Here is a 24550-nt window from a genome sequence, read left to right as displayed (position 1 = left end):
CTCATGTATTAGGAATGCGTCTTGCCCGCAACGTAAACGGGGCTCGGGCCGGATATTACTCGACTTGGAGGTGGATTTGGACAAGATATTTATCGATGAGGTGGTTGCCGAGATGCACACCATCCAGGACATGTTGCGTTGGGCCATGAGTCGTTTCAACGACGCCGGGATTTTTTACGGTCATGGAACCGACAACGCCTGGGATGAAGCTGTGCAGCTGGTACTGCCCGCGTTACATCTGCCACCGGATGTAGACCCGGCCATGCGCCACTCCCGTCTCACCAGCAGCGAGCGTCACCGCATCGCCGAGCTGATTATCCGCCGGGTACAGGAGCGGGTACCGGCCGCCTACCTGACCAACAAGGCCTGGTATGCCGGTTGGGAGTTCTACGTGGACGAGCGGGTGCTCATTCCCCGTTCCCCTATTGCCGAGATGGTCGCCAACCGTTTCGCGCCCTTCCTCAAACATGAACCGACCCGGATCATGGACTTGTGCACTGGCTCCGGCTGTATCGCCATCATCATGGCCCACGAGTTCCCGGAAGCGGAAGTGGATGCCATCGACATCAGCATCGATGCGCTGAACGTGGCCGAGCGCAATATCAACGATCACGGGCTGGAGCAGCAGGTCATTCCGATCCGTTCCGATCTGTTCCGCGATCTGCCAGCGGGCGACAAGTACGATCTCATCGTCTCCAATCCGCCCTATGTGGACTCCGAAGATATGTCGGATCTGCCGGACGAGTTCCGTCACGAGCCTGAGCTGGCGCTGGCGTCCGGCTCCGATGGTCTCAAGCTGACCAAGCGTCTGCTGGCCCATGCCGCCGATTTCCTCAAGGATAACGGTGTGCTGGTGGTTGAAGTAGGCAACAGCATGATCCATCTGGAAGCCCAGTTCCCCGAGATCCCCTTTACCTGGGTTGAATTCGAAAACGGCGGTCACGGCGTCTTTGTGATGACCCGTGAAGAGCTGGTGCAGTATCAGGATCATTTCGCCATCTACAAGAACTAAGCAGGAGCGCGCATGGCAGGGAACAGTTTTGGTCAACTCTTTCGGGTCACCACCTTTGGCGAGAGCCACGGCCTGGCGCTGGGCGCCGTGGTCGATGGTTGCCCGCCTGGGCTGGAGATCAGCGAAGCGGATCTGCAGGGGGATCTGGATCGGCGCAAGCCCGGCACTTCCCGCTACACCACGCCGCGCCGCGAGCCGGACGAGGTGAAGATCCTCTCCGGGGTGTTCGAGGGCAAGACCACCGGCACCTCCATCGGGCTGCTCATCGAGAATACCGATCAGCGCTCCAAGGATTACTCCGATATCAAGGATCTGTTCCGGCCGGGTCATGCTGACTACACCTACCACCAGAAGTATGGTCAGCGGGACTATCGTGGCGGTGGTCGCTCATCTGCCCGCGAGACCGCGATGCGAGTGGCGGCGGGGGCGATTGCCAAGAAGTACCTGAAACAGGTACATGGCATCGAGATCACCGGTTTTCTCTCCCAGCTCGGCCCCATCAAGGCTGAGGCGTTTGACGCGGCGCAGATTGAGCAGAATCCCTTCTTCTTCCCCGATGCGGGCAAGCTGGAAGCGCTCGATCAATATATGCGCGACCTGAAAAAAGAGGGCAACAGTATCGGTGCCAAGGTGCAGGTCATTGCGCGCAATGTGCCGGTGGGCCTGGGTGAGCCGGTGTTTGATCGTCTCGACGCCGACATTGCCCATGCCATGATGGGCATCAATGCGGTGAAAGGGGTGGAGATCGGTGATGGCTTTGCGGTGGTGGAGCAAAAAGGCTCCGAGCATCGCGACGAGATGACCCCGGCGGGCTTTGCCAGCAACCATGCGGGCGGCATTCTGGGCGGCATCTCGTCGGGTCAGGATATTGTGGTGAGCATGGCGCTCAAACCGACTTCCAGCATCACTGTGCCGGGCAAGACCATCAATACCGAAGGCGAGGCAATCGAGATGATCACCAAGGGGCGTCACGATCCCTGTGTCGGCATTCGCGCCGTGCCCATCGCCGAAGCCATGCTGGCGCTGGTGTTGATGGATCACCTGCTGCGCCATCGTGCCCAGAATCAGGGGGTGTTGACCCATACCCCACAGCTGCGTTGATCGTTCTTGCTGCACATCGACTGATCGCACCCTGTTCAGGGTGCTGGTTCGTCAACCAAATCAAAGGCGACCTTCGGGTCGCCTTTGTTCTTATGCTCTGCGGTACTTCTATCACTCGTCGGTTATCAAGAGTGATCAGCGTCCTGCGGATCGGCATCGAGACGGCAGTTGGGGGGAGAGAACTTCCCATGGTGTTTGGGCATAGCGTGAATGGCCTCGTTGACCTTGAGGAGCTGCTCTTCGCTCATGCTGTTTTTGGCAAACATCAGGCTGACCGGCTGATGGTGCAGCAACAGCTGACAACTGATAAACCCCTCGGCGCCCAATTGGGAGAGCCGATAGCGTGCATATTGCCACTCCATAATGATGCCATCGAGACGGCGGGCCAGCAGCAGTTCGATTAGTCGATCATCGGCATTGTACTCGGTCGCCCCCTTGAGGGCAGGACACTCGTCCATTTGATGAATGGGGCGAGTACCGCGCAGTTTGCCAATTTTGAGATCCTTGTTGTGGCACAGTTTGGACAAGGTATCGAGCTTTCCCCAGCGATCCTGATGGCCTGGAATCGGGTTATTACTCAACAGCACATAGGCGCTCTGGCGATAGGGTGCAGAGAAGCGGGCATACTTCTGCCGCTCCGGTAGTGGTAGTGCGGCCATCGCCACATCCAGCTGATCGTGCTCCACCAGATGGAGTGCCCGCGCCCAGGGGATCTCACGAAATTTGGGGGCAAAGCCCGCCTGGGTGAGGATCTGGCGAGTCAGGCTGACATCCAGCCCGTCCAGCTCACCCCTGTTGTTGATTTGACTGAAGGGGGGCCAGTGGCTCCAGGCCACGGTCAGGGTCTGACTGGCCTGCAGGGAAGGGGTCAGCAAAAGCAGCAGCAGGCAGAGCTTGGCCTGCCAGTTGCCGTGGGGACGATATTGCGTGCTCATAGCTTAACCTCGTTATTCTGCTTTTTGTTCTCTGCTATCCCGTGCGCCTGCGACCCGCGCATCACGATGGCGGGACAGGTAATAAGTTGTCAGTTAATAGTGTGGTGCGTGCTTCACTGGTCAACGGGATTATTCGGTGGAGAGCAGAGGGCTTTTCTGTGCGTGCTGGGAGGAGCATCACATTTTTCTCGTTTATCCGGCACAACTCCGTTAGACTGCGCCCCTATTCTTTCCCCTTTGCTCTGCTCCCCGGGGAAATCGTTGTGTTCTCAACAGGCCCGAGTCTGGCGAGATGGCATCGGCTCAGCAGAGGAGCCCCATCCCGGATTGTCGGCGCCCCTATCCCTAGCAGGTAACTATGAGTTTTACTTCCCTCGGTCTGGCCGAACCCTTGTTGCGTGCCGTTGCCGAACAAGGCTACGACACCCCGTCTCCCATTCAGCAACAAGCGATCCCCGCCGTTCTGGCTGGCCGCGATCTGATGGCGGCGGCCCAAACAGGGACCGGCAAGACCGCAGGCTTTACCCTGCCGATGCTGCAACGTCTGATGGAGAGCAAGCGCAAGGTCTCTCCGAACCGCGTCCGTGCGCTGGTACTGACCCCGACGCGCGAGCTGGCCGCCCAGGTGGGCGAGAGCGTGCGCAACTATGGCAAGCATCTGCCCCTGCGCAGCCACGTGGTATTCGGTGGCGTGAGCATCAACCCGCAGATGATGGCGACTCGCCGTGGTCTGGACGTGCTGGTGGCCTGTCCGGGCCGTCTGATCGATCTCTACAACCAGAACGCCGTCAAGTTTGACGAGGTGGAGATCCTGGTACTGGACGAAGCGGATCGCATGCTCGACATGGGCTTTATCCGCGACATCCGCCGCATCCTGACCCTGCTGCCGAAGAAGCGCCAGAACCTGCTCTTCTCCGCCACCTTCGCCGATGAAATTCGCGAGCTGGCCACTGGCCTGCTGGACAACCCGGCTGTCATTGAAGTTGCCCCGCGCAACAGTACCGCCGAGCGTATCGAGCAGCTGGTGCACCCGTGCGACAAGGCCAACAAGATTGCCCTGCTGAGCCACCTGATCTCCAGCAACAACTGGCAGCAGGTGCTGGTCTTTACCCGTACCAAGCACATCGCCAACCGCGTTGCCGAGAAGCTTGAAAAAGACGGCATCAGTGCTGCCGCCATTCACGGCAACAAGAGCCAGGGCGCCCGTACCCGCGCGCTGGCCGGTTTCAAGGATGGCAGTGTGCGCGTGATGGTGGCGACCGACATTGCGGCCCGTGGCCTCGATATCGACAAGCTGCCGCAGGTAGTGAACTTCGAGCTGCCGAACGTGGCGGAAGATTACGTGCACCGTATCGGTCGTACCGGTCGTGCCGGCGCGGCCGGTCACGCCATCTCCCTGGTTGCGGCCGATGAAGGCAAACTGATCAAAGCCATCGAGCGTCTGACCAAGCAGAACATCCCCTGCGAGCAGGTGGCTGGTTTTGAAGCCTCCCGCGAGACCCTCGACAACATCGCCCGTGGTATCGGCGCGCCGCTGCGCAAAGAGCCGCGCGATCCGAGTGAGCAGCGCCGTGCGCCGCGTCAGCAAGGTCAAGGCCAGCGTCAAGGCGCCGGTCGCTCCGGCAATGGCGCCGGTGCTAACGGTGGTGGCAATCGCACTGGCAACGGCGGCAAGCCCAAGCCGCAAGGTGGTCAGCGTCCGGCTGAGGGCGCTGGCAAACCGGCTCAGGCCCGTCGTCCCCGTCGCGCCAGCCATAACCAGTAAGGGCAAGGAGAGCCACTCTCCACCCTGATCGGTTAAACGAAAAGCCCTGCCATATCGGCAGGGCTTTTCTATTTCTGCTTCTGCAGATCCGCGTTTGGCTGACCTGCTCTGGTCAGGAGAGCAGGGCGGTGATCAGGAGACAGGCCGCACTCAGCAAAATGACGGTGAAAGTCAGCCCCATTCCCACCACCCGATAGCGGAAATGCTCCGGTGTGCGGCTCATGCCGAAGGCGTGACAGAGGCGACCAAGCAGCAGGGCACTCCCTAGCAGATGAACCAGCCAGGGGGCATGGCTGCCGGTTTCGACGAAATAGATGAGCAGCAGGGCGAGGGGGACATACTCGGCAAAGTTGGCGTGCACCCGCATGGCCCGCAGCATGGCGGGATCATCGCCATGGCCGAGCGCCACTTTCTGGCGGTGACGGGTGCGAATGGTGCGTACGCTGAGCAGGACAAAGAGCAGGGCAAGCAGGGCTGCATAGATGGGCAGTATGGTCATGGCGTAGGGCTCCCGAGGTGATGGATAAGCATGGATCTGTTGCGCGCTCAATGGCTTGCCCTTGAGGGTAGCAGTAAAGGGGGCTCGGCCCTGGCGCCCAAAGCACCCTTGCCGGATAAAAAAGCCCCGCCAGTCTGGCAGGGCTTGTTGTCTGGTTTTAGGTGGCGTGCTCTGTCAGCTGCACTTCGCCAGTCAGGCGCCGTAGGGGAGAGAGGAGTGGTGCAGCACGATGCGCACCTTGCCATCATTCCCCTTCTTGAAACCCCAGCTCTTGTCGACCGTGGTCTCCTTGTTGTCGCGATCCACCAGATGCACCTTGCCCATGGTCAGCGCCATGTTGCCGTTGATATAGACGGCGGCATTGTCATAGCGGTAGCTCTGCCAGTTTTTCAGGGCAAAGCCGCTATCGGCCGGATAGGCGCTGTTGTTGCCGACAAAGTAGGCCAGCGCCCCCTCGCGGTTGGTGCGAAAGGTCTGCTCGCCACCGGCCAGGGTGGGTTTGAACAGCACCGGCCCCTGCTGGTAACCATAAGCGCTGTCGAGCACCGACTCGGCAGTCGCCTTGGCGCGCTCAATCCCACCGGCGCGATAGTCATCGCTGATCTTGATGAGCGCCGCGCCCCAACCATCCTGCGCGGCCTTGATCTCCGCTTCGGTAATATTGTTGTTGGTGATTTCGGCTGCGCTAAGTGCGCCGCTGGCGGCAAGCAGGATGAGGGCAAGGGTGCTCCTCTTGAGGTGCAACATCATTGTTTTCAAACTCCTGAACGCGATAAACGAGCGGGCAGTGTAGCGAAGGGGCATGAACGGTTTTTGAACTGATTATTCAGGGTTGGGTAGTAAAAAGGTCGGTATATAGCTGAAGGTTTGGGGGGGGCATGGCTGATGGAGGGGCTAAGAGCTGGTGTTAATGTGCTTGCATATTTTCATTCGCTCCACAGCTGATTATTATCAAAAGACTGAACGAAATCAGCATGACAAATAACTTTTCACTCACTAAGATGATATACGTTTGATATAATCCCAGTCAAAATATAATGATGTTGAGACTCGGTAAATTACAAATAGATAACATTATTATTGATTGCTATGAGGTATTGTTGGCGTTTTTGTGATATGAAGTTTTTGATATCAAATCAATCATAACGAGAAAAATGGAACCATCTTGGCTTTCCAATATTTAGTGGGTATTAAATGGTATTTTTAACTAACTTTAAAAATTGGAGATTAGGTAAATGGCTTGGGAAGATACACCACCTGAAATTTTGCGACTCGCAACATTCTTGAATGATTTTTATAAAGAGTCTGATAGAGGGGCTGTGTTGATGGCAGGCTCTATTCTTGATGAGGTGCTCGCGGGTATGATTTCTGCCTTTCTTATAGACTCTACAGAAAGTAAAAAATTACTTGAAGGATTTAATGCTCCTTTAGGTACATTTAGTTCTCGCATTCTGGCCGCGTATTCACTTGGACTAATAGAAGAACAAGAGTTTTCTGAAGTTGAGGCAATACGGAAAATTCGAAATATGTATGGACATGCTTGGAATGGCATTGATTTTAATCATCCTAAGGTAATGGCCCAGCTTGAAAAGTTACCTTTTAGTGATGAGACCGCTCGTGTGCGACTAAATCATACCGTAGCTAATTTATTGGGTGATTGGTTATGGCGAGAAAGTTACATCATAGAAGAGAAAAGGAAGATGCGTACTTGGCCAAATAAATCCGGTTTTGGACGTCACCATTCGAAAAAATGAATTAAATGGAGTTAGTTGAGTGTAAAAAGCCCCGCCAATCAGATTGGCGGGGCTTTGCTATTCGGGGCATTCAGTATCGGGGATTACAGCGCTGGCAGCATTCCAAGGCTGACGCTGATCTGTACGCCAACAATCAGCACGCCCATGGCGGCGGCAAGACCCAGTGCCACTACGCCACCCGGGGCGCGGTAGTGGTGGGCGGGAACCTGCTTGCGGCTCTGCCACACCAGCGCCACCGGCAGCAGTACCGCGAGGATCGCCAGCGCAATGGCAGCGTATCCGAGGGCCATGATAAAGCCCTGCGGGAAGTAGAGGGCAAACAGCAATGGCGGCACAAAGGTGATGAGGCCGGTCTGGGTGCGGCCCTGCCAGTTGTCCTTGCGGCGGGTCACCTTGGCCATAAAGTCGAACAGCCCCAGCGTCACCCCGAGGAAGGAGGTGGCGAGCGCCAGATCGGCAAACAGGTGCATCGCCTGATTGAAGGCGGGCCAGCTCACCAGCTTGCCGACGCTGGCGAGCAGGCTGTCGAGCGCGCCGCCATTGGCCAGCAGGGAGGATTGGCCGAGCAGCCCCAGAATGGCCACCTGCCACAGCACGTAGAGGATCAGCGGCAGGGCGGAGCCCCAGACAAAGACCCGGCGCAGCTGCTTGGGGCAATCGCCGAGGTAGAGCATCACGCTCGGGATCGAGCCGTGAAAGCCGAACGAGGTGAAGATCACCGGCAGGCCCGCCAGCAGCAGCCCTTCCCCGAGCGGCATGGCGAGCAGGTGTTCGCCCTGGGCACGCGGCAGCAGCAACGCCAGCACGCCCACCATGATCACCAGTTTGACGGTGAACATCAGCCGGTTGAGGTAATCCACCGAGCGGGTGCCGACACAGACCATGCCGCCAAACAGCAGGGTAAAGGCCCAGGCGGCCTGCTCCTGGCTCAGGGTGATGCCGGCATCGGCCAGCGCCTGTGCCAGCAGGCTGCTGCCACCGCTGATGTAGGCGGAGGCCAGCGAGTAGAACAGCATCAGGATACAGAAGGAGGCGATACGCTTGCCCCAGGGGCCGAGCAGATGGTCCGCCAGCTGGTGCAGGTACCATTTGCCGGTGTTGAGGCTTGCCTCTACTTGCAGCATGGCGGTAAAGGCCATCAGGGCCCAGAGGCCGACCATCAACATCAGGGTGGCGGGGCCGCCGAGGGAGGAGGAGGCCAGCGGCAGGGCCAGCATGCCGGCACCTATGGTGGTGCCGGCAATCAACAGGGTACAACCCAGAGTTTTGGTATTCATGTTATCCATCCGAACGTAGCGGTGTCAGTGCAAACAGGCGATGTCAGCATTGACGTCAACAAAAGGGGGCCGATTGGCGTTATCAGAAGGTGCCTCCGGTGATAGGGCCGGAGGCTAGCAATATCGGAACGGGAACATCTGTACCTAAAACCTGTCAGTTGTAAAATATGGTTGCCACGTTAGCGGATCGAAATAGCGGAAACAACCCCTTTATACGGATCATGTGCTGGCTTGTGGCAACAAGTGGAAATAAATGATGACAGTGATGGCTAATTGCAGAAAAAAGCACCGAAAAAATGACTGGCAGGGGCTCATTGATACAGGTCAGCCAAGTGGTTGCTGCACGGATGGGGGAGTGCCTTGTCGTGGCGTTGGCGTTTAGTTGCGGGGTGAAAGGAGTGTTGAGGCCGGTTGTTTAGTCGGCCAGACGGTAGAAACAGCAAAGCGGGCGGGTAGGGTTGTGGGGAAAAACAATAAGGCAGCCAATCCTGGCAGCCTTATTGTCATCTGTTCGCTTTACCCACCCATTGACAGCAAATCGGGTCTGCTGCGGTCAGGTTAGCGACGGCGCTTGAGGGTGCGGCTTACATAGTGCAGCCCGCTCTGGTAGTCGCCATTGACCGCCTTGAGCGCCAGCTCCAGCGCCTGGCTGGCCAGCGCATCGTGCTGCTGGGGCAGGGAGTTGATGCCAAAGGGGAGGAAGTCGAGCAGCCGATCGTCGCCGAAGGTGGCCATGGCGAGCTGGCTCATATCGGTCTCCTGCTCCAGCAGGTAGTCCAGTACCCCCTCCATCAGGATATAGGAGGTAGTGATCAGTGCCTCGGGTAGCTGACCCAGCTGCAGGTGCAGATCCTTGATCAGGCGATACCCCTCAAGGCGGGAGAAGTGATCCCCCTCGCACAGGTGGCGAGCCGCGCTGTGACTGGCGACCGCCTGCTCGAAACCGGCTTTTCGCTCCTGACTGATCGTGAGTGCTGGCAGCGCGGTGATCAAGGCGATATGGCGTAAGGTCGGGGTAAGCAGGGAGCTGGTGAGATCAAAGCTCGCTTTCTCGTTTTCGCTGGCGACGGTGACGAACTTGTTGGCGGCCATCGCCCGGTCGATGGCGAGGATCTGGCTGCCTTGCGCCTGCAATTTACCGTAGAAGGGGTCGTCCGGCGGCAGGCAGCTGGCCACCAGCAGGGCATCCACATGGCGGCTCACCAGCATCTGGGCCAGCTCTTTTTCGGTGGCGGGCTCATCTTCCGAGCAGACGATCAGCAGCTGATAGCCCTGCGCCCGGCCCCCCTGTTCCAGCCGTTTGGCCAGTTTGGCGTAACTGGCGTTCTCAAGGTCGGGCAGGATAAAGCCCAGAGTCTTGGTCTGGCCGCCACGCAGGGAGGCGGCGCGGCTGTCCGGCTGATAGTTATGGGCGGTGACAACGGCCATCACCTTGTCGCGGGTGGCCTGACTGATGCGGTATTGGTCGGCCTTGCCATTGATCACATAGCTTGCCGTGGTGCGCGAGACACCGGCGAGGGCGGCGATTTCATCCAGTTTCATCATATTGGCTCTGTTTGAGTTGCAAGGCCCACGGTCACTGCCGGGTGAGGGCACCGAAAAGTGTGCGCGGGATCATATCATTGAAAAGCACTCTTTGTGGGTACTTGATCAATTCGCTGAAACGATTCAGTCTGAGTGTAAGTGAAACGATTCAGCCTGTCAGCAACGAAGAGACCCTGTGGCCTGAAAATCGGGCCCCGATCACAGTGAACCGCGATCGGGTCTATTGTCAGCTGGCGAGTTACCCGAATGTTCAATTGTGACGTACCGGCGCGGCCGGAACCTGATGGAGAGTCTCTATGTTGAAGTTGGCGCGAGAGCAGATCTTGCTGGGACAGTCGGTGGCAACCAAGTCGGACGCCATTGCCCTGCTGGCAGGCAAACTGACCGAAGCCGGTCTGGTGGAAGCGGGCTATGTGGATGGGATGCTGGCCCGTGAAGCGCAGCATGCCACCTACCTTGGCAGCGGCATCGCCATTCCCCACGGCACCACCGATACCCGTCATCTGGTGAAGAGCACAGGCGTCATGGTGGCCCAGTTCCCCAATGGTATCGAGTGGGATGAGGGGCAGATCGCCTATGTCGCCATCGGTATCGCCGCCAAGTCCGACGAGCATCTGGGCATTTTGCGCCAGCTCACCCATGTGCTGGGTGATGAGCAGGCGGCAGCCCAGCTCAAAGAGGCCACCGATGCCGACACCATCATCAACATCTTGACCGGTGCCACTACCGCCAAAGAGGTGCAATACCTGACCCTGGCTGACTTCCCGGCCGATGATGGCGACCAGCTGCTGCTGGGAGCAGCCGCCCGCGCCAAATCGGCGGGCTGGGGCGATGCCGCCATGGTAAGCGCCCTGTTGGCAAGCGATCCCGCCTATCTGGGCGAGGGCGTCTGGCTCGCTCGAGCACAAGCGGCCCAGACCGGTTGGGTGCTGGCCACCCCGAGCAGCGCACTTATAGCAGGGGAACAAACGGTCAGCGCCATGCTGCTGCTGTGCGCTGCAGATAGCGGCCATCTGCCGCAGCTGGAGAATCTGGCCAAACTGGCGGCTGCCGGCCAACTCGCTACACTGGCGGGCGGCGAGGGACTGGCCATGCTGCAGGCAGGGCCAGCGAGCGGTCTTTCCGAAACCTTCACCATCATCAACCCCCACGGTCTGCATGCCCGTCCGGGCGCCATGCTGGTCAAGGTGGCCAAAGAGTTTGAATCCGACATCCGGGTTGCCAATCTGGATGGTAGCGGCGAAGCGGTCTCCGCCAAGAGCCTGATGAAGGTGATCGGCCTTGGGGTCAAGTGTGGGCATCGTCTGGCATTTCGCGCCGAGGGGGCAGATGCCGAAGCCGCCCTCAAGGGGATCGGTGAGGCCATCGCAGCGGGTCTGGGCGAGGGGGCGCATTGATGAAGATTGTTACCATCACCCTCAATCCGGCCCTTGATCTCACTACTCGCCTCGAGGCGATGAGCCTCGGTGAGGTCAATCTGGTGAGCGAGGCCAACCTGCGTGCCGCAGGCAAGGGGATCAACGTCGCCATGGTGCTCAAGGACTTGGGCCGCGAGGTGGGCGTCACCGGTTGGCTGGGCGCTGACAATGAACAGAGTTTTGTCTCCCTGTTTGCCGAGCGCGCGCTTGATGATCACTTTGTGCGCGTGGCGGGCAGCACCCGCATCAACGTCAAGATCTCCGAGCAGTCTGGTCGGGTCACCGATCTCAACCTGCCGGGGCTCACCATCGAGCAAGGGGAGGTGAGCGCGCTGGAGCTGGCCATCGACCAATTGGCACCTCACGCCGACTGGTTCGTGCTGGCGGGCAGCCTGCCCAAAGGGGTTGCTCCCGATTACTGCGCCCATCTGATCCGTCTGCTCAAGGCCAAGGGCAAGCAGGTGATCTTCGATTGCAGCGGTGCGGCGTTAAGCGAAGGGATCAAGGCGGCGCCGACCCTGGTCAAACCCAATCTGGAGGAGCTGAGCCAGTGGGCGGGCCGCCCCGTCAAGACTCTGGGCGAGCAGGCCGAGTGTGCCCGCGCGCTGCAGGCAAGCGGCATCCCCAACGTGGTGATCTCCAACGGCGCCGATGGCCTCATCTGGTTTGCCCCGGATGCCGTCTGGCAGGCCATTCCGCCGCGGATGCAGGTGGTCAGCACTGTGGGTGCTGGCGACTCGTTGGTAGCCGGTCTCGCCCATGGTCTGAGCCTTGGCTGGGCGCCGGAGCAGACCCTGCGGCTGGCCACCGCCGTCTCGGCACTGGCGGTCAGTCAGGTGGCGGTCGGCTTTGACGATATCAATGTGCTCAACCCTTTACTTGAACAGGTGCGCGTAGAGCGTCTGGATGCGCTGGCACCGGTTCAGTGCAATACCCCCTCAATGGAAAACTCAGGAGATGCCCAATGAAAGCAATCTTGGTTACGGCTTGCCCGGCGGGCATTGCCACCAGCTTTCTCGCTGCAAAACGGATAGAACAGCAGGCCAAACAGGCTGGCTGGGAACTCACCCTCGACGTCGGCTCCAGCGTGCAACCGCGCCAGATCCCCTCAAAAGAGCAGATTGCCGCCGCCGATCTGGTGCTGGTTGTCGCCAGTGCCCCGGTGGATCTCGCCGCCTATGATGGCAAGCGAGTCTATCAGGGCAGCATGGATCTCGCCCTGCAGGATCCGGCCGCCTTGCTGGAAGCAGCCACCAGCGGTGCCAGCGTCTATCGTCATCAAGCCGCTCCCGCAGCAGCTAAACCCGCCGCCGCTGGCAAGCGCATCGTGGCAGTGACAGCGTGCCCGACTGGCGTTGCCCACACCTTTATGTCGGCAGAAGCGCTGGAGACCATGGCCAAACAGCTGGGTTATCAGATCCGCGTCGAGACTCAAGGCTCGGTCGGTGCCCAGAATGCCCTGACTGCCGAGGAGATTGCATCTGCCGATCTGGTATTCCTCGCCACCGATATCGAAGTGGACATGGCGCGCTTTGACGGTAAGCCGGTCTATCGTACCAGCACGGGCGCGGCATTGAAGAAAACCCGCGCCGAACTCGACAAGGCGTGGAACGAGGCGACACTCTATCGCCACAGCGGTGCCAGCCAGCCCAAGAAAGAGGAAAAAGCCGGCCCCTACAAGCACCTGCTGACCGGTGTCTCCTTCATGCTGCCGATGGTGGTGGCGGGTGGCCTTATCATTGCGCTCTCGTTTGTGTTCGGTATCGAAGCGTTCAAGGTGGAAGGCACCCTGGCTGCTGCCCTGATGAAGATCGGTGGTGGCTCCGCCTTTGCCTTGATGATCCCGGTGCTGGCCGGTTACATTGCCTACTCCATCGCTGACCGCCCGGGTCTCGCTCCCGGCATGATCGGCGGCATGCTGGCAAGCTCGCTGGGCGCCGGTTTCCTCGGCGGCATCGTGGCCGGTTTCCTCGCCGGTTACAGCGCCAAGTACCTGAGCGACAAGGTGCGCCTGCCGGTGACCCTGGAAGCGCTCAAGCCCATCTTGATCATTCCGCTCTTTGCCAGCCTCTTTACCGGCCTGGTGATGATCTACGTGGTGGGTGGCCCGGTGGCTGGCATCATGAATGCCATGACCGAGTTCCTCAACAACATGGGCTCTGCCAACGCCGTGCTGCTGGGTGTCATCATCGGGGCCATGATGTGCTTCGACATGGGCGGCCCGGTCAACAAAGCTGCTTACGCCTTCGGTGTCGGCCTGCTGGCCTCCAAAACCTATGCCCCGATGGCAGCGGTCATGGCCGCTGGTATGGTGCCGGCACTGGGCATGGGGATCGCGACCTTCTTGGCCCGCTCCAAGTTCATCAAGGCGGAGCAGGAAGCGGGTAAAGCCTCCTTCGTGCTGGGCCTGTGCTTTATCTCCGAGGGGGCCATCCCGTTTGCCGCCAAGGATCCGATGCGCGTTATCCCAGCCTGTATGATTGGCGGCGCCCTGACCGGTGCGCTCTCCATGCTGTTCGGCTGTGAGCTGATGGCACCCCACGGCGGTCTGTTTGTGCTGTTCATCCCGCACGCCATCAGCAATGTCATGATGTATATCGTGGCCATTGCAGCAGGCTCGCTGCTGACCGGTGTCTCCTACGCCATGCTCAAGCGCGGCGAAGAGCAGGCCAAGCTGGCCACGGCATAAGCCTCGCCACCCGGCAAGACGTCATAACCAAGAGCGGCCTGCGGGCCGCTTTTGGTTTTGTCGGGAGGACAGGTAACCTGTGAGGGGAAGATAGGGAGTGGTTAAAACTCCCAGCCTTGTTGTTCTGGCAACTGGGGTTGCGCTCCTTCCAGCGCTTTGCGCCGCGCAGCCTCAACCCGCGCCTTGCGGGCGCGACACAGACGCATTACATCCTGTTGCTGGGCCGGGCTCATTTTCTGCCAGTTGAAACGCTCCTCGCGATTGCGCAGGCATCCTTTGCAATAGCCCTTGTTGTTCACCTCGCAGACCCCGATACAGGGGCTCTGCAACGGGAATATTTCGAGCTGTTCCATCCATTACCTCGCATATCCTGTCACCTTGTTATAACCCAGCATCCTCCCTTTGGAGAAATCTCTCTTCAAGTGATTGATGTCGTTTGCTTTCCCCCGGCAAATTTGGCATCTTGCCGCCGAGCAGGACTCTTGGTGTTAAATGAGGACATATGAACAAACACGGATTCTGGCTGGCCGCGATAGTGCTGGGGTTGGCCGGGTGTGCGGGTAACTCTGACAAAGCAGAGGTGCCCAAAAAACAGACTGATGACAGATGTTTTCTCAACTGCGAGGTGCCGGAAAATCTGGGCAAGCAGTATCTGGACGGTACCTTGCCGGGGGATCTGGTGCGGGTCGAGCGGGTCAACAGTCGTGCCAGTGTCGATTACAGCAAGTTTGGCCCCCAGAGTCGCATTGTCATGCAGCGTTCAGGGCGGATGGCGAGCCGTTATGGTGAACTATATCGTCTGCTCTCCCGCTGGGTAGCGAACGGCGGCAATCCGGCCGACATCACCCGTTACGGCATCAGCCTGGCCCAGCTGGGCGGTGCGGATCGGATGGGCAACGTGCTCTTTACCGGCTACTACTCGCCGGTGCTGGAGGTGCGTCACCGCCCGGATGCCGAGTATAAGTACCCCATCTATGCCATGCCCAACTGCGGCAGCCGTTGTCCGACCCGGGCACAGATCCACCAGGGCGCCCTTGCCAACCGCGGGTTGGAGCTGGGTTACAGCAAATCCCTTATCGACAACTTCCTGATGGACGTGCAGGGATCGGGCTTTGTTCACTACGGTGACGACGATAGGCTGCAATATCTGGGTTACAGCGGCAAGAACGGCCACGGCTATGTGAGCATTGGCCGGGTGCTGATTGACCGCGGTGAAGTGCCCAAGGAGCAGATGTCGATGAAGGCCATCAAGGAGTGGGCCAACCAGCAACCTGAGCACAGGGTCAAGGAGCTGGTAGAGCAGAACCCCTCCTATGTCTTCTTCGAGCGTCGCCCGACTAATGATGTGATCGGTGCCGCCGGTATCCCGCTGCTGCCGCTGGCGGCCGTCGCTGCCGACAAGACCCTGCTGCCGATGGGTACCCCGATCCTGGCCGAAGTTCCCTTGCTCGATAAAGAGGGCAACTGGACCGGCAAGCACCAGCTGCGCTTGTTGATTGCGCTGGATGTGGGCGGGGCGGTGAAGAAGGGTCACCTCGATCTCTACCACGGCATGGGTGAGAAGGCAGGTGTCGCGGCCGGTCACTACAAGCACTTTGGCCGTGTCTGGAAGCTGGGCCTGCACCACGGGCCGACTGCTGCCCCCTGGTTGTAATACTCTGAGGGTTTGGGCATCTGTAATCGGGCGCTCGAGCAATGTGAAGAGACAAAGAAAGCCGCCGGATTGCTCCGGCGGCTTTCTATTTTGTGAGAGTGGTAGCTGGTGGCGGTGTCAGCTCTTCTGGATATCCAGCCGGATGGCGCCGACCGGTTTGCAGCAGCAGGGGAGACACTCCCCTTGGGCGACAAATGCCAGCGGCACATTGGGGTAGTGCACCTTGCCAGCCATCAGCGGAGTGCGGCAAGCGCCGCAATAGCCGCTGCGACACTGGAACTCCACATGATGACCATGGCGCTCCAGGGTCTCCAACACGCTTTCGCCGGGATGGGCGTGCAGCACGGCACCATCCCGGGTATGTACCCGTGGTGCCACGACCGCATGCTGTTCGGCAGGTGCGTGCGGGGCAGGGGTCAGCGTGTTGGTGGCGTCACTCACAGCTCGAAATCACCCAGGTCGTCGGCATTGACTTCGCTGTCGATCTGACCCACCAGATAGGAGCTGACCTCCACCTCTTGCGGGGCGACCTGCACGTTATCGGACGACAGCCAGGTGTTGATCCAGGGGATCGGGTTTTGCTTGGTGCCGGCAAAGGCTGGCTGCAGGCCGACCGCGGCCATCCGCAGGTTTGTGATGTACTCGACATACTGGCAGAGGATGTCTTTGTTCAGGCCGATCATGGAGCCTCCCTGGAACAGGTACTCGGCCCACTCTTTCTCTTGAATGGCGGCCTCTTTGAACAGGTCGAAACAGGCTTGCTCGCACTCCAGCGCGATCTCGGCCATCTCCGGGTCGTCCTGACCGCTGCGCATCAGGTTCAGCATGTGCTGGGTGCCGGTGAGATGCAGCGCTTCGTCGCGGGCGATCATCTTGATGATCTTGGCGTTGCCTTCCATCAGTTCACGCTCGGCGAAGGCAAAGGAGCAGGCGAAGCTGACGTAGAAGCGGATTGCTTCCAGCGCGTTGACGCTCATCAGGCAGAGATAGAGCTTCTTCTTGAGCTCGCGCAAGGTGATGGTCACCTCGCGGCCAGCGACGGTGTGGGTACCTTCACCATGCAGGTTGTAGAGCGCGGTCGCTTCGATCAGGTCGTCGTAGAAATGGCTGATGGAGCCGGCGCGCTTCAAGATCTGCTCGTTGGTCACGATGTCGTCGAACACCTGGGCGGGGGTGTTGACGATATTGCGGATGATGTGGGTGTAGGAGCGAGAGTGGATGGTCTCGGAGAAGGCCCAAGTCTCAATCCAGGTTTCCAGCTCCGGAATGGATACCAGCGGCAGCAGGGCCACGTTGGGGCTGCGGCCCTGAATGGAGTCCAGCAGAGTCTGGTACTTCAGGTTGGAGATGAAGATGTGCTGCTCGTGCGGCGGCAGGGCCTGATAGTCGATGCGATCACGGGAGACATCCACCTCTTCCGGGCGCCAGAAGAAGGAGAGTTGCTTTTCGATCAGCCGCTCGAACACTTCGTGCTTTTGTTGATCATAACGGGCTACGTTGACCGATTGGCCAAAAAACATCGGCTCTTTGAGCTGGTCGTTTTGGGTTTGGCAGAAAGTTGAATAGGCCATGGTTACCAGAATGTCTGTATGGAGAAAACAGGAGAGCGGGAGCTTGTCGCTCCCGCCCGGTTATCAGATCTTGCCGTGACTTAGATTTTGCAAGCCCCGCCAGCACAACCGTCATCTTGCAGGTCGGTCTGGGTGTCGTCTGCACCATCACGGGTGTTGTGATAGTAGAGGGTCTTGAGGCCGTATTTGTAGGCGGTCAGCAAGTCCTTCAGCAGCTGCTTCATCGGCACCTTGTTGCCTTCGAAACGGGCCGGATCGTAGTTGGTGTTGGCGGAGATCGCCTGATCCACAAACTTCTGCATGATACCGACCAGCTGCAGGTAGCCGTCGACGCTCGGTTGCTTCCAGAGCAGTTCGTATTGATCTTTCAGGCGATCATACTCGGGCACCACCTGTTTGAGAATGCCGTCCTTGGAGGCCTTGACCGACACCAGACCGCGCGGCGGCTCGATGCCGTTGGTGGCGTTGGAGATCTGGCTGGAGGTCTCGCTCGGCATCAGGGCGGTCAGGGTGGAGTTGCGCAGACCCACGGACTTGATCTCTTCACGCAGGCTTTCCCAATCCAGATGCAGTGGCTCGTTGCACAGCGCATCCAGATCCTTCTTGTAGGTGTCGATCGGCAGGATGCCCTGGGCATAGGTGGTCTCGCCAAACAGCGGGCAGGGGCCGAATTCGCGGGCCAGCTGCACGGAGGCTTTCAGCAGGTAGTACTGGATCGCTTCAAAAGTGCGGTGAGTCAGCGCCAGACCGGAGCCGTCAGAGTAGCGGGCACCGTTTTTAGCCAGATAGTAGGCGTAGTTGATGACGCCGATCCCCAGAGTGCGACGACCCATGCTGCCACGCTTGGCGGCGGCAATCGGGTAGTCCTGATAGTCGAGCAGGGCATCGAGGGCGCGCACGGCCAGATCGGCCATCTCTTCCAGATCTTCCAGTTTGTCGATGGCACCCAGGTTGAAGGCAGAGAGGGTGCACAGAGCGATCTCGCCGTTCTCGTCGTCGATGTTGTTGAGCGGCTTGGTCGGCAGCGCAATCTCGAGGCAGAGGTTGGACTGGCGTACCGGCGCCACGCTCGGGTCGAACGGGCTGTGGGTGTTGCAGTGATCGACGTTCTGGATGTAGATGCGACCGGTACCGGCACGCTCTTGCATCATCAAGGAGAAGAGGTCTACCGCTTTCAGGGTCTTCTTGCGAATGGCCGGATCCTGCTCGTACTTGACGTAGAGCTCTTCGAACTTGTCCTGATCGGCGAAGAAGGCGTCGTACAGACCCGGCGCATCGGACGGGGAGAACAGTGTGATGTCACCGCCCTTGATGAGGCGCTGGTACATCAGCTTGTTGATCTGCACGCCGTAGTCCATGTGACGAACACGGTTCTCTTCCACGCCGCGGTTGTTCTTCAGCACCAGCAGGCTTTCCACTTCGGTGTGCCACAGCGGGTAGAACAGGGTGGCCGCACCGCCGCGCACGCCGCCCTGGGAGCAGCACTTCACGGCAGTCTGGAAGTATTTGTAGAAGGGGATGCAACCGGTGTGGAACGCTTCGCCACCACGGATGGGGCTGCCAAGACCGCGGATGCGACCGGCGTTGATGCCGATACCGGCGCGCTGGGAAACGTAACGCACGATGGAGCTGGCGGTGGCGTTGATGGAGTCCAGGCTGTCGTCGCACTCGATCAGTACGCAGGAGCTGAACTGACGGGTCGGGGTGCGCACGCCGCTCATGATCGGGGTCGGCAGCGAGATCTTGAAGGTCGAGACCGCATCATAGAAGCGCTTGATGTAGTCCAGACGGGTATCCTTCGGATACTTGGAGAAGAGGCAGGCCGCTACCAGAATGTAGAGGAACTGCGGGCTCTCGTAGATCTCGCCGGTGACGCGGTTTTGTACCAGATACTTGCCTTCCAGCTGCTTGACCGCCGCGTAGGAGAAGTTCATGTCGCGCCAGTGATCCATGTGCGCGTTCAGCTCTTCGAATTCAGCCTGGGTGTAGTCTTCCAGCAAGTGCTTGTCGTACTTGCCCATGTCCACCAGACGAGCCACGTGCTGGTAGAGGTGGGGCGGTTCGAACTGGCCGTAGGCCTTCTTGCGCAGGTGGAAGATGGCCAGACGGGCGGCCATGTACTGGTAGTCCGGGGTCTGCTCGGAGATGAGGTCAGCCGTCGCCTTGATGATGGTTTCGTGAATGTCGGCGGTACGGATACCGTCATAGAACTGGATGTGGGATTTGAGCTCTACCTGGGAGACCGACACGTTGTCGAGCCCTTCGGCGGCCCAGTCCAGCACGCGGTGAATTTTATCCAGATCGATGGGTTCTTTGTGTCCGTTACGCTTCGTCACAAACAAGTTCATTGGCTGATGACCTTCAGTTGATTCCCGAAAAACCATCGCACAATGGCGCCACCCAGGCTCCGGCGGTGTGCGGGAGTTGGGTAGAGATTGTGCGATGAATCACAAGATGTAGTGTTATTTTAAGTTCGAGCTACAAGATAGTGAGGTCAGCCCGCCATTGCAATGTGTGGATAAGTGACGAGCTGTGGATAAATTGTGAGTCTTGCCCCATCAGTTAGTGACCGCTCACAGTGAGCGGGTTTTCATTCGTCCGCTCCGCTAAAAGCAAGTCTCCCGATCGAAGATGGAAAATTTAAATAACTTTTTTTGCTTGCGAAACGGGGGGCTTTTTACTAGCAAACGGCGGCTGATTATCCCTTATGCAACAAGGGTCAAAAGCTGTCCAGTTGTCGCAGCCGCGGGCTCAGCGTGGCAAGGGCTTTGCATCAGATGACGGTGGTTTGTGGCCGTTTTGTGACGGTTGCGAGCTTGTCAAATGGGTATCCAACAGGCAGAAAGCTGCCTTTATTATCCATGAATAGACGAGTGATGGTGGCGCAGGACGCAGGAGCGTAAAGGAAGAGATGCAAGGGCGAAGAGTCTCTTCGCCCCGTTATCGCATATCAGCCGGTAAGGCTGCGCGTTACGCCTTGGCCGTAAACTCATAGCGCAGCCAGTGGTGCAGGGCCTGCACGGTATCAAACTGCAGATCGGCGCCCCACTGGGCGGGATCTTCCTCATCATTGAGATAGCCCCAGCCAGCGACCGCAGTGCGCATGCCGGCATTGCGGCCTGCTTCGATATCCCGCACATGATCCCCCACATAGAGGCAGTGAGCCGCCTCGACCCCCAGCTTCTCGCAGGCAAAGAACATGGGGGCGGGGTCGGGCTTGCGTACTGGCAGGGTATCGGCACTGACGGTGACGCCGCAGCTGGCGAGCTGTGGCAGGGCCGCCAGCAGTGGCTCGGTGAGAAAGCCCGGCTTGTTGGTGACTATGCCCCAGGGGAGCTGTTTCTCGTCGAGCCACTCGATAAGATCCACCATTCCCTCATAGGGACGGGTACCGACGCAGAGATTGGCCGCGTAGTAGTCGAGCAGGGCATTGCGCAGGCGCGTGGCCCCCAGCTCTTCAAGCAGTTCATCGCCGAGGCCCGCTTTCAGCAGCCCGAGCGCTCCGTGGGAGGTGGTCTGACGAATTATGTCGTCAGAGAGCGGCGCAAAGCCTTCGCTGATCAGCACGTGGTTGACGGCGGCACCCAGATCCGGGGCTGTGTCGAGCAGGGTGCCATCCAGATCGAACAGCACACCGCGCAGGGGAAGAGGGCGAGAGGCGCTCATCAGCCGTGCTCCGGGCGGACAAACTCCACCATATAGTTGACGTCGACATTTTTGCCGAGCTTGAACTGGTTGGTGAGCGGGGCGTAGTGGACACCGCTCATATCCCGCACCAGCAGGCCAGCTGCTTCACCCATGCGACACAATTCGGCCGGGGTGATGAATTTTTTGTGATCGTGGGTACCCTTGGGCACCATCTTCATCAGGTATTCGGCCCCGATGATCATCATCAGATAGGATTTGGGGTTGCGGTTGATGGTGGAGACGAACACCCGTCCGCCCGGGCGTACCAAAGTCGCGATGGCGCGCAGCACGGAGGCGGGGTCCGGCACATGCTCCAGCATCTCCATGCAGGTGACCACGTCATACTGGCCCGGCACTTCGGCGGCATGGGCTTCGGCAGTGATCTGGCGGTACTCGAGCTCGACACCCTGCTCAAGGGCGTGCAGGCGGGCGACGCCGAGGGGCTCCTTGCCCATGTCGATGCCGGTGACCCTGGCGCCACGGCGGGCCATGCTCTCGGAGAGGATGCCGCCACCACATCCGATATCGAGAATGCGCTTGCCAAACAGACCGCCACTTTTGTCGGTGATCCAGTCAAGGCGTACCGGATTGATTTGATGCAGGGGTTTGAATTCACCTTCCATGTCCCACCAGCGGGAGGCGATGGCTTCAAACTTGGCGATTTCTGTCAGATCGACATTGGCATCACTGTTCATTTTTCGAAGATCCTGTGGCAGGGCGCCCGCTTCTGAGTCATGGGCGCAATCTATTGTCCTGGCGGGCATTATAACGGACGGACTTTGTCACACCAGCCCGATCTGATACCCGATTTGTGGCTTAAGGTATTTGGCTCAGTGTGTTACCATGTCGCGCTGTTTAAGCCAAAGAACAACTAATTAGGGATAAGGCTTTCTATGAGCGATCTGGCCAGAGAGATCACGCCGGTCAACATCGAAGAAGAGCTCAAGAGTTCCTATCTTGATTACGCCATGAGCGTGATCGTAGGACGAGCTCTGCCGGATGTGCGTGATGGCTTGAAACCGGTTCACCGCCGCGTTCTGTTTGCTATGAACGAGTTGGGGAACGACTGGAACAAGCCCTATAAAAAATCGGCCCGTGTGGTCGGTGACGTAATCGGTAAATATCACCCGCACGGCGATAGCGCTGTGTATGACACCATTGTCCGGATGGCGCAGGATTTCTCCATGCGTTACATGCTGGTCGATGGTCAGGGCAACTTCGGTTCAGTCGACGGCGACAGCGCCGCGGCGATGCGTTATACCGAAGTGCGGATGGCCCGCATCTCCCACGAGCTGCTGGCTGATCTGGACAAAGAGACAGTGGACTGGGTGCCGAACTATGACGGCACCGAGATGATCCCGGCGGTCATGCCTACCAAGGTTCCCAACCTGCTGGTCAACGGCTCCTCCGGTATTGCGGTGGGCATGGCGACCAACATTCCGCCTCACAACCTCACCGAGATTGTCAATGGCTGCCTGGCGCTGATCGAAAACGGCGACCTCACCATTGACGAGCTGATGACCTACATCACCGGCCCGGATTTCCCCACCGGCGGCATTATCAACGGTCGTTCCGGCATCGTGCAGGCGTACCGTACCGGTCGTGGCTCCATCTATGTGCGGGCCAAAGCTGAAGTTGAAGTGGACGAGAAGACCAGTCGCGAGACCATCATCGTTCACGAGATCCCCTATCAGGTGAACAAGGCTCGACTGATCGAGAAGATCGCCGAGCTGGTCAAAGAGAAGAAGATCGAGGGCATCAGTGCCCTGCGCGATGAGTCTGACAAAGACGGCATGCGCATCGTTATCGAGATCAAGCGCGGCGAGTCCGGCGAGATTGTGCTGAACAATCTCTACAAGCACACCCAGATGCAGACCACGTTCGGCATCAACATGGTGGCGCTCGATAACAACCAGCCCAAGGTGATGAACCTTAAAGAGATCCTGGATGCGTTCCTGCTGCACCGCCGTGAAGTGGTGACTCGCCGGACCGTGTTCGAACTGCGCAAGGCGCGGGATCGGGCGCACATTTTGGAAGGTCTGGCGGTTGCGCTGGCCAACATCGATCCCATCATCGAGCTGATCCGTCACAGCGCGACCCCGGCCGACGCGAAAGCGGGCTTGGTTGCCAAGGGCTGGGAACTCGGCAACGTGGCCGCCATGCTGGAAAAAGCGGGCGACGACGCGGCACGGCCCGAGTGGCTGGAGCCCGAGTTCGGTATCCGTGAAGGTCAATACTTCCTGACCGAACAACAAGCCCAGGCCATCCTTGACCTGCGTCTGCACAAGCTGACCGGCCTTGAGCACGAGAAGATCCTGGAAGAGTACCAATCTCTGCTGGACCTGATCGCCGAGCTGCTGCACATCCTGGCGAGCCCGGCTCGTCTGATGGAAGTGATCCGCGATGAACTGCTGGCCGTGCGCGAGCAGTATGGCGACGAGCGTCGCACCGAGATCAGCATGTCCAGTGCCGAGATCAACATCGAAGATCTGATCACCCCGGAAGATGTGGTGGTTACCCTGTCTCACCAGGGTTATGTGAAGTATCAGCCGCTCTCCGACTACGAGGCCCAGCGCCGCGGTGGTCGTGGCAAGTCGGCCACCCGGATCAAGGAAGAGGACTTTGTGGAGCGTCTGCTGGTGGCCAACACCCACGACACCATTTTGTGCTTCTCCACCCGTGGCAAGGTCTACTGGCTCAAGGTTTACCAGCTGCCGGAAGCATCCCGTGGCGCCCGTGGTCGTCCGATCATCAACCTGCTGCCGCTGGAAGAGGGTGAGCGTATCACCGCTATCCTGCCGGTGAAGGAATATGACGCCGAGAAGTATGTCTTCTTCGCCACCGCCAACGGTACCGTGAAGAAGACCAGCCTCTCTGACTTCAGCCGTCCGCTCTCCTCCGGTATCCGCGCCATCAACCTCAAAGAGGGCGATGAGCTGATCGGGGTGGATATCACCGACGGCAGCAACGAGATCATGCTCTTCTCCGACGCGGGCAAAGTCGTTCGCTTCGCCGAAGGCAGCGGTCGCGCCGATGCGGATGCCAGCGATGAGGTCGAAACCGACGATGATGCTGGCAACGACGATGATGGCAGCGACAACGGCGAAGGCACCGAAAGCAAGGGCACCTTCAAGGGCGTGCGTCCGATGGGTCGTACCGCCGCCGGTGTCCGTGGCATCAAGCTGGGCGCCGGTGACAAGGTGGTTTCCCTCATCGTTCCGCGCGGCGAAGGTGCCATCCTCACCGCCACCGAGAACGGTTACGGCAAGCGGACTGCGTTGGCCGAATACCCGACCAAGAGCCGTGGTACCCAGGGCGTTATCTCCATCAAGGTGGATGAGCGCAACGGCAAGGTGATCGATGCGATCCAGGTCGAAGATACCGACCAGATCATGCTGATCACCAACGGCGGCACCCTGGTGCGTACCCGTGTTGCCGAGGTGAGCGTCATTGGCCGTAACACCGGCGGTGTCCGTCTGATCCGTACCGGTGAAGACGAGACCGTGGTTGGCCTGCAGCGCATCGCCGAGAGCGACGAAGACGAGAACGACGCACTGGCTGTTGACGGTGAGGTATCTGAAGGTACCGATACCGCGACCGGCACTGATGCGGTCGATGCAGGGGAAGCGGGCGACGAGTAATC

The 24550-nt window shown here is 59.1% G+C and carries 20 protein-coding genes; 9 read left to right on the top strand and 11 right to left on the bottom strand.

All coding sequences use genetic code 11. The annotated features are described in order from the left end of the window. Nucleotides 1-76: 76 nt before the first annotated feature. Both prmB and aroC read left to right on the top strand, forming a co-directional pair. Complete coding sequence (gene prmB, locus G5221_RS01325) at nucleotides 77-1012, top strand: 50S ribosomal protein L3 N(5)-glutamine methyltransferase (RefSeq protein ID WP_005345333.1); 936 nt, start codon at nucleotides 77-79, stop codon at nucleotides 1010-1012. A gap of 12 nt (nucleotides 1013-1024) precedes the next feature. Then, nucleotides 1025-2113 (top strand): chorismate synthase, encoded by a 1089-nt coding sequence (aroC, locus tag G5221_RS01320; RefSeq protein ID WP_201951171.1) that lies wholly within the window; start codon nucleotides 1025-1027, stop codon nucleotides 2111-2113. 125 nt (nucleotides 2114-2238) lie between these two features. On the opposite strand, the gene G5221_RS01315 is transcribed toward aroC, so the two are convergent. Continuing rightward, entirely contained in the window at nucleotides 2239-3048 is an 810-nt protein-coding gene (locus G5221_RS01315) for a substrate-binding periplasmic protein (RefSeq protein WP_106843347.1), read from the bottom strand. A 358-nt stretch (nucleotides 3049-3406) separates the two neighbouring features. Here G5221_RS01315 and G5221_RS01310 point away from each other — a divergent pair, with 358 nt between their 5' ends. After that, nucleotides 3407-4813 carry a DEAD/DEAH box helicase gene (locus G5221_RS01310; protein ID WP_421249830.1) on the top strand — a complete coding sequence of 469 codons (1407 nt, stop codon included), beginning with the start codon at nucleotides 3407-3409 and terminating at the stop codon, nucleotides 4811-4813. A 112-nt stretch (nucleotides 4814-4925) separates the two neighbouring features. Here the strand turns inward: G5221_RS01310 and G5221_RS01305 are convergent, their stop codons facing one another. Next, a complete protein-coding gene (locus G5221_RS01305; protein ID WP_227342837.1) occupies nucleotides 4926-5312 on the bottom strand; it encodes an MAPEG family protein in 387 nt (128 codons plus the stop codon). 192 nt (nucleotides 5313-5504) lie between these two features. After that, complete coding sequence (locus tag G5221_RS01300; RefSeq protein WP_421262650.1) at nucleotides 5505-6062, bottom strand: hypothetical protein; 558 nt, start codon at nucleotides 6060-6062, stop codon at nucleotides 5505-5507. A gap of 485 nt (nucleotides 6063-6547) precedes the next feature. Here G5221_RS01300 and G5221_RS01295 point away from each other — a divergent pair, with 485 nt between their 5' ends. Further along, nucleotides 6548-7066, top strand: coding sequence for a transcriptional regulator (locus G5221_RS01295; protein ID WP_181222411.1), 519 nt, complete (start codon nucleotides 6548-6550; stop codon nucleotides 7064-7066). 83 nt (nucleotides 7067-7149) lie between these two features. Here the strand turns inward: G5221_RS01295 and G5221_RS01290 are convergent, their stop codons facing one another. Continuing rightward, nucleotides 7150-8343: an aromatic amino acid transport family protein gene (locus G5221_RS01290; protein WP_421262649.1), complete on the bottom strand. Its 1194-nt coding sequence runs from the start codon at nucleotides 8341-8343 to the stop codon at nucleotides 7150-7152. Between the two features lie 558 nt (nucleotides 8344-8901). Then, nucleotides 8902-9888 (bottom strand): catabolite repressor/activator, encoded by a 987-nt coding sequence (cra, locus tag G5221_RS01285; protein ID WP_421262648.1) that lies wholly within the window; start codon nucleotides 9886-9888, stop codon nucleotides 8902-8904. 296 nt (nucleotides 9889-10184) lie between these two features. Here cra and fruB point away from each other — a divergent pair, with 296 nt between their 5' ends. The 3 genes from fruB to fruA are packed head-to-tail and all read left to right on the top strand — an operon-like array spanning nucleotide 10185 to nucleotide 13995. Further along, entirely contained in the window at nucleotides 10185-11285 is a 1101-nt protein-coding gene (fruB, locus tag G5221_RS01280; protein ID WP_421262647.1) for a fused PTS fructose transporter subunit IIA/HPr protein, read from the top strand. Continuing rightward, nucleotides 11285-12274: a 1-phosphofructokinase gene (pfkB, locus tag G5221_RS01275; RefSeq protein ID WP_421262646.1), complete on the top strand. Its 990-nt coding sequence runs from the start codon at nucleotides 11285-11287 to the stop codon at nucleotides 12272-12274. Before fruB ends, pfkB begins: the two co-directional genes overlap by 1 nt. Next, nucleotides 12271-13995, top strand: coding sequence for a PTS fructose transporter subunit IIBC (fruA, locus tag G5221_RS01270; protein WP_421262645.1), 1725 nt, complete (start codon nucleotides 12271-12273; stop codon nucleotides 13993-13995). The genes pfkB and fruA overlap by 4 nt, the downstream gene beginning before the upstream one ends. A 101-nt stretch (nucleotides 13996-14096) precedes the next feature. Here the strand turns inward: fruA and G5221_RS01265 are convergent, their stop codons facing one another. After that, the gene (locus G5221_RS01265) at nucleotides 14097-14348 is read right to left on the bottom strand and encodes a DUF1289 domain-containing protein (protein ID WP_216953548.1); all 252 of its coding nucleotides are present in this window, start codon (nucleotides 14346-14348) and stop codon (nucleotides 14097-14099) included. A 149-nt stretch (nucleotides 14349-14497) separates the two neighbouring features. Between G5221_RS01265 and mltA the strand changes: the two genes are divergently transcribed. Further along, nucleotides 14498-15649 carry a murein transglycosylase A gene (mltA, locus tag G5221_RS01260; protein ID WP_421204889.1) on the top strand — a complete coding sequence of 384 codons (1152 nt, stop codon included), beginning with the start codon at nucleotides 14498-14500 and terminating at the stop codon, nucleotides 15647-15649. A 117-nt stretch (nucleotides 15650-15766) separates the two neighbouring features. Here mltA and yfaE read toward each other — a convergent pair whose 3' ends face one another. The 5 genes from yfaE to ubiG form a co-directional block, all read right to left on the bottom strand. After that, nucleotides 15767-16090: a class I ribonucleotide reductase maintenance protein YfaE gene (gene yfaE / locus G5221_RS01255; protein WP_021230069.1), complete on the bottom strand. Its 324-nt coding sequence runs from the start codon at nucleotides 16088-16090 to the stop codon at nucleotides 15767-15769. Then, a complete protein-coding gene (gene nrdB / locus G5221_RS01250) occupies nucleotides 16087-17220 on the bottom strand; it encodes a class Ia ribonucleoside-diphosphate reductase subunit beta (RefSeq protein ID WP_216953550.1) in 1134 nt (377 codons plus the stop codon). Before nrdB ends, yfaE begins: the two co-directional genes overlap by 4 nt. An 80-nt stretch (nucleotides 17221-17300) precedes the next feature. Next, a complete protein-coding gene (gene nrdA / locus G5221_RS01245; protein ID WP_005345365.1) occupies nucleotides 17301-19568 on the bottom strand; it encodes a class 1a ribonucleoside-diphosphate reductase subunit alpha in 2268 nt (755 codons plus the stop codon). 622 nt (nucleotides 19569-20190) lie between these two features. After that, nucleotides 20191-20886: an HAD family hydrolase gene (locus G5221_RS01240; protein WP_421262644.1), complete on the bottom strand. Its 696-nt coding sequence runs from the start codon at nucleotides 20884-20886 to the stop codon at nucleotides 20191-20193. Continuing rightward, nucleotides 20886-21602: a bifunctional 2-polyprenyl-6-hydroxyphenol methylase/3-demethylubiquinol 3-O-methyltransferase UbiG gene (gene ubiG, locus G5221_RS01235; RefSeq protein WP_042053701.1), complete on the bottom strand. Its 717-nt coding sequence runs from the start codon at nucleotides 21600-21602 to the stop codon at nucleotides 20886-20888. The genes G5221_RS01240 and ubiG overlap by 1 nt, the downstream gene beginning before the upstream one ends. Before the next feature lie 198 nt (nucleotides 21603-21800). On the opposite strand from ubiG, the gene gyrA reads away from it, so the two are divergent. Continuing rightward, nucleotides 21801-24548, top strand: a complete 2748-nt coding sequence (gene gyrA, locus G5221_RS01230; RefSeq protein ID WP_216953553.1) for a DNA topoisomerase (ATP-hydrolyzing) subunit A — start codon at nucleotides 21801-21803, stop codon at nucleotides 24546-24548. Nucleotides 24549-24550 lie beyond the last annotated feature (2 nt).

Origin of the sequence: Aeromonas sp. 602200, assembly GCF_049173895.1 — a bacterium.
Taxonomy (GTDB): domain Bacteria; phylum Pseudomonadota; class Gammaproteobacteria; order Enterobacterales; family Aeromonadaceae; genus Aeromonas; species Aeromonas veronii_A.
The sequence above is the reverse complement of the archived record's forward strand: the minus strand, read 5'-3'. Positions and strand labels throughout refer to the sequence as shown.

Coding starts and splice junctions, on each gene's coding strand:
- aroC (WP_201951171.1), top strand. CDS start 1,025: ATGGCAGGGAACAGTTTTGGTCAACTCTTTCGGGTCACCACCTTTGGC.
- G5221_RS01315 (WP_106843347.1), bottom strand. CDS start 3,048: ATGAGCACGCAATATCGTCCCCACGGCAACTGGCAGGCCAAGCTCTGC.
- G5221_RS01310 (WP_421249830.1), top strand. CDS start 3,407: ATGAGTTTTACTTCCCTCGGTCTGGCCGAACCCTTGTTGCGTGCCGTT.
- G5221_RS01305 (WP_227342837.1), bottom strand. CDS start 5,312: ATGACCATACTGCCCATCTATGCAGCCCTGCTTGCCCTGCTCTTTGTC.
- G5221_RS01300 (WP_421262650.1), bottom strand. CDS start 6,062: ATGATGTTGCACCTCAAGAGGAGCACCCTTGCCCTCATCCTGCTTGCC.
- G5221_RS01295 (WP_181222411.1), top strand. CDS start 6,548: ATGGCTTGGGAAGATACACCACCTGAAATTTTGCGACTCGCAACATTC.
- G5221_RS01290 (WP_421262649.1), bottom strand. CDS start 8,343: ATGAATACCAAAACTCTGGGTTGTACCCTGTTGATTGCCGGCACCACC.
- cra (WP_421262648.1), bottom strand. CDS start 9,888: ATGATGAAACTGGATGAAATCGCCGCCCTCGCCGGTGTCTCGCGCACC.
- fruB (WP_421262647.1), top strand. CDS start 10,185: ATGTTGAAGTTGGCGCGAGAGCAGATCTTGCTGGGACAGTCGGTGGCA.
- pfkB (WP_421262646.1), top strand. CDS start 11,285: ATGAAGATTGTTACCATCACCCTCAATCCGGCCCTTGATCTCACTACT.
- fruA (WP_421262645.1), top strand. CDS start 12,271: ATGAAAGCAATCTTGGTTACGGCTTGCCCGGCGGGCATTGCCACCAGC.
- G5221_RS01265 (WP_216953548.1), bottom strand. CDS start 14,348: ATGGAACAGCTCGAAATATTCCCGTTGCAGAGCCCCTGTATCGGGGTC.
- mltA (WP_421204889.1), top strand. CDS start 14,498: ATGAACAAACACGGATTCTGGCTGGCCGCGATAGTGCTGGGGTTGGCC.
- nrdB (WP_216953550.1), bottom strand. CDS start 17,220: ATGGCCTATTCAACTTTCTGCCAAACCCAAAACGACCAGCTCAAAGAG.
- nrdA (WP_005345365.1), bottom strand. CDS start 19,568: ATGAACTTGTTTGTGACGAAGCGTAACGGACACAAAGAACCCATCGAT.
- G5221_RS01240 (WP_421262644.1), bottom strand. CDS start 20,886: ATGAGCGCCTCTCGCCCTCTTCCCCTGCGCGGTGTGCTGTTCGATCTG.
- ubiG (WP_042053701.1), bottom strand. CDS start 21,602: ATGAACAGTGATGCCAATGTCGATCTGACAGAAATCGCCAAGTTTGAA.
- gyrA (WP_216953553.1), top strand. CDS start 21,801: ATGAGCGATCTGGCCAGAGAGATCACGCCGGTCAACATCGAAGAAGAG.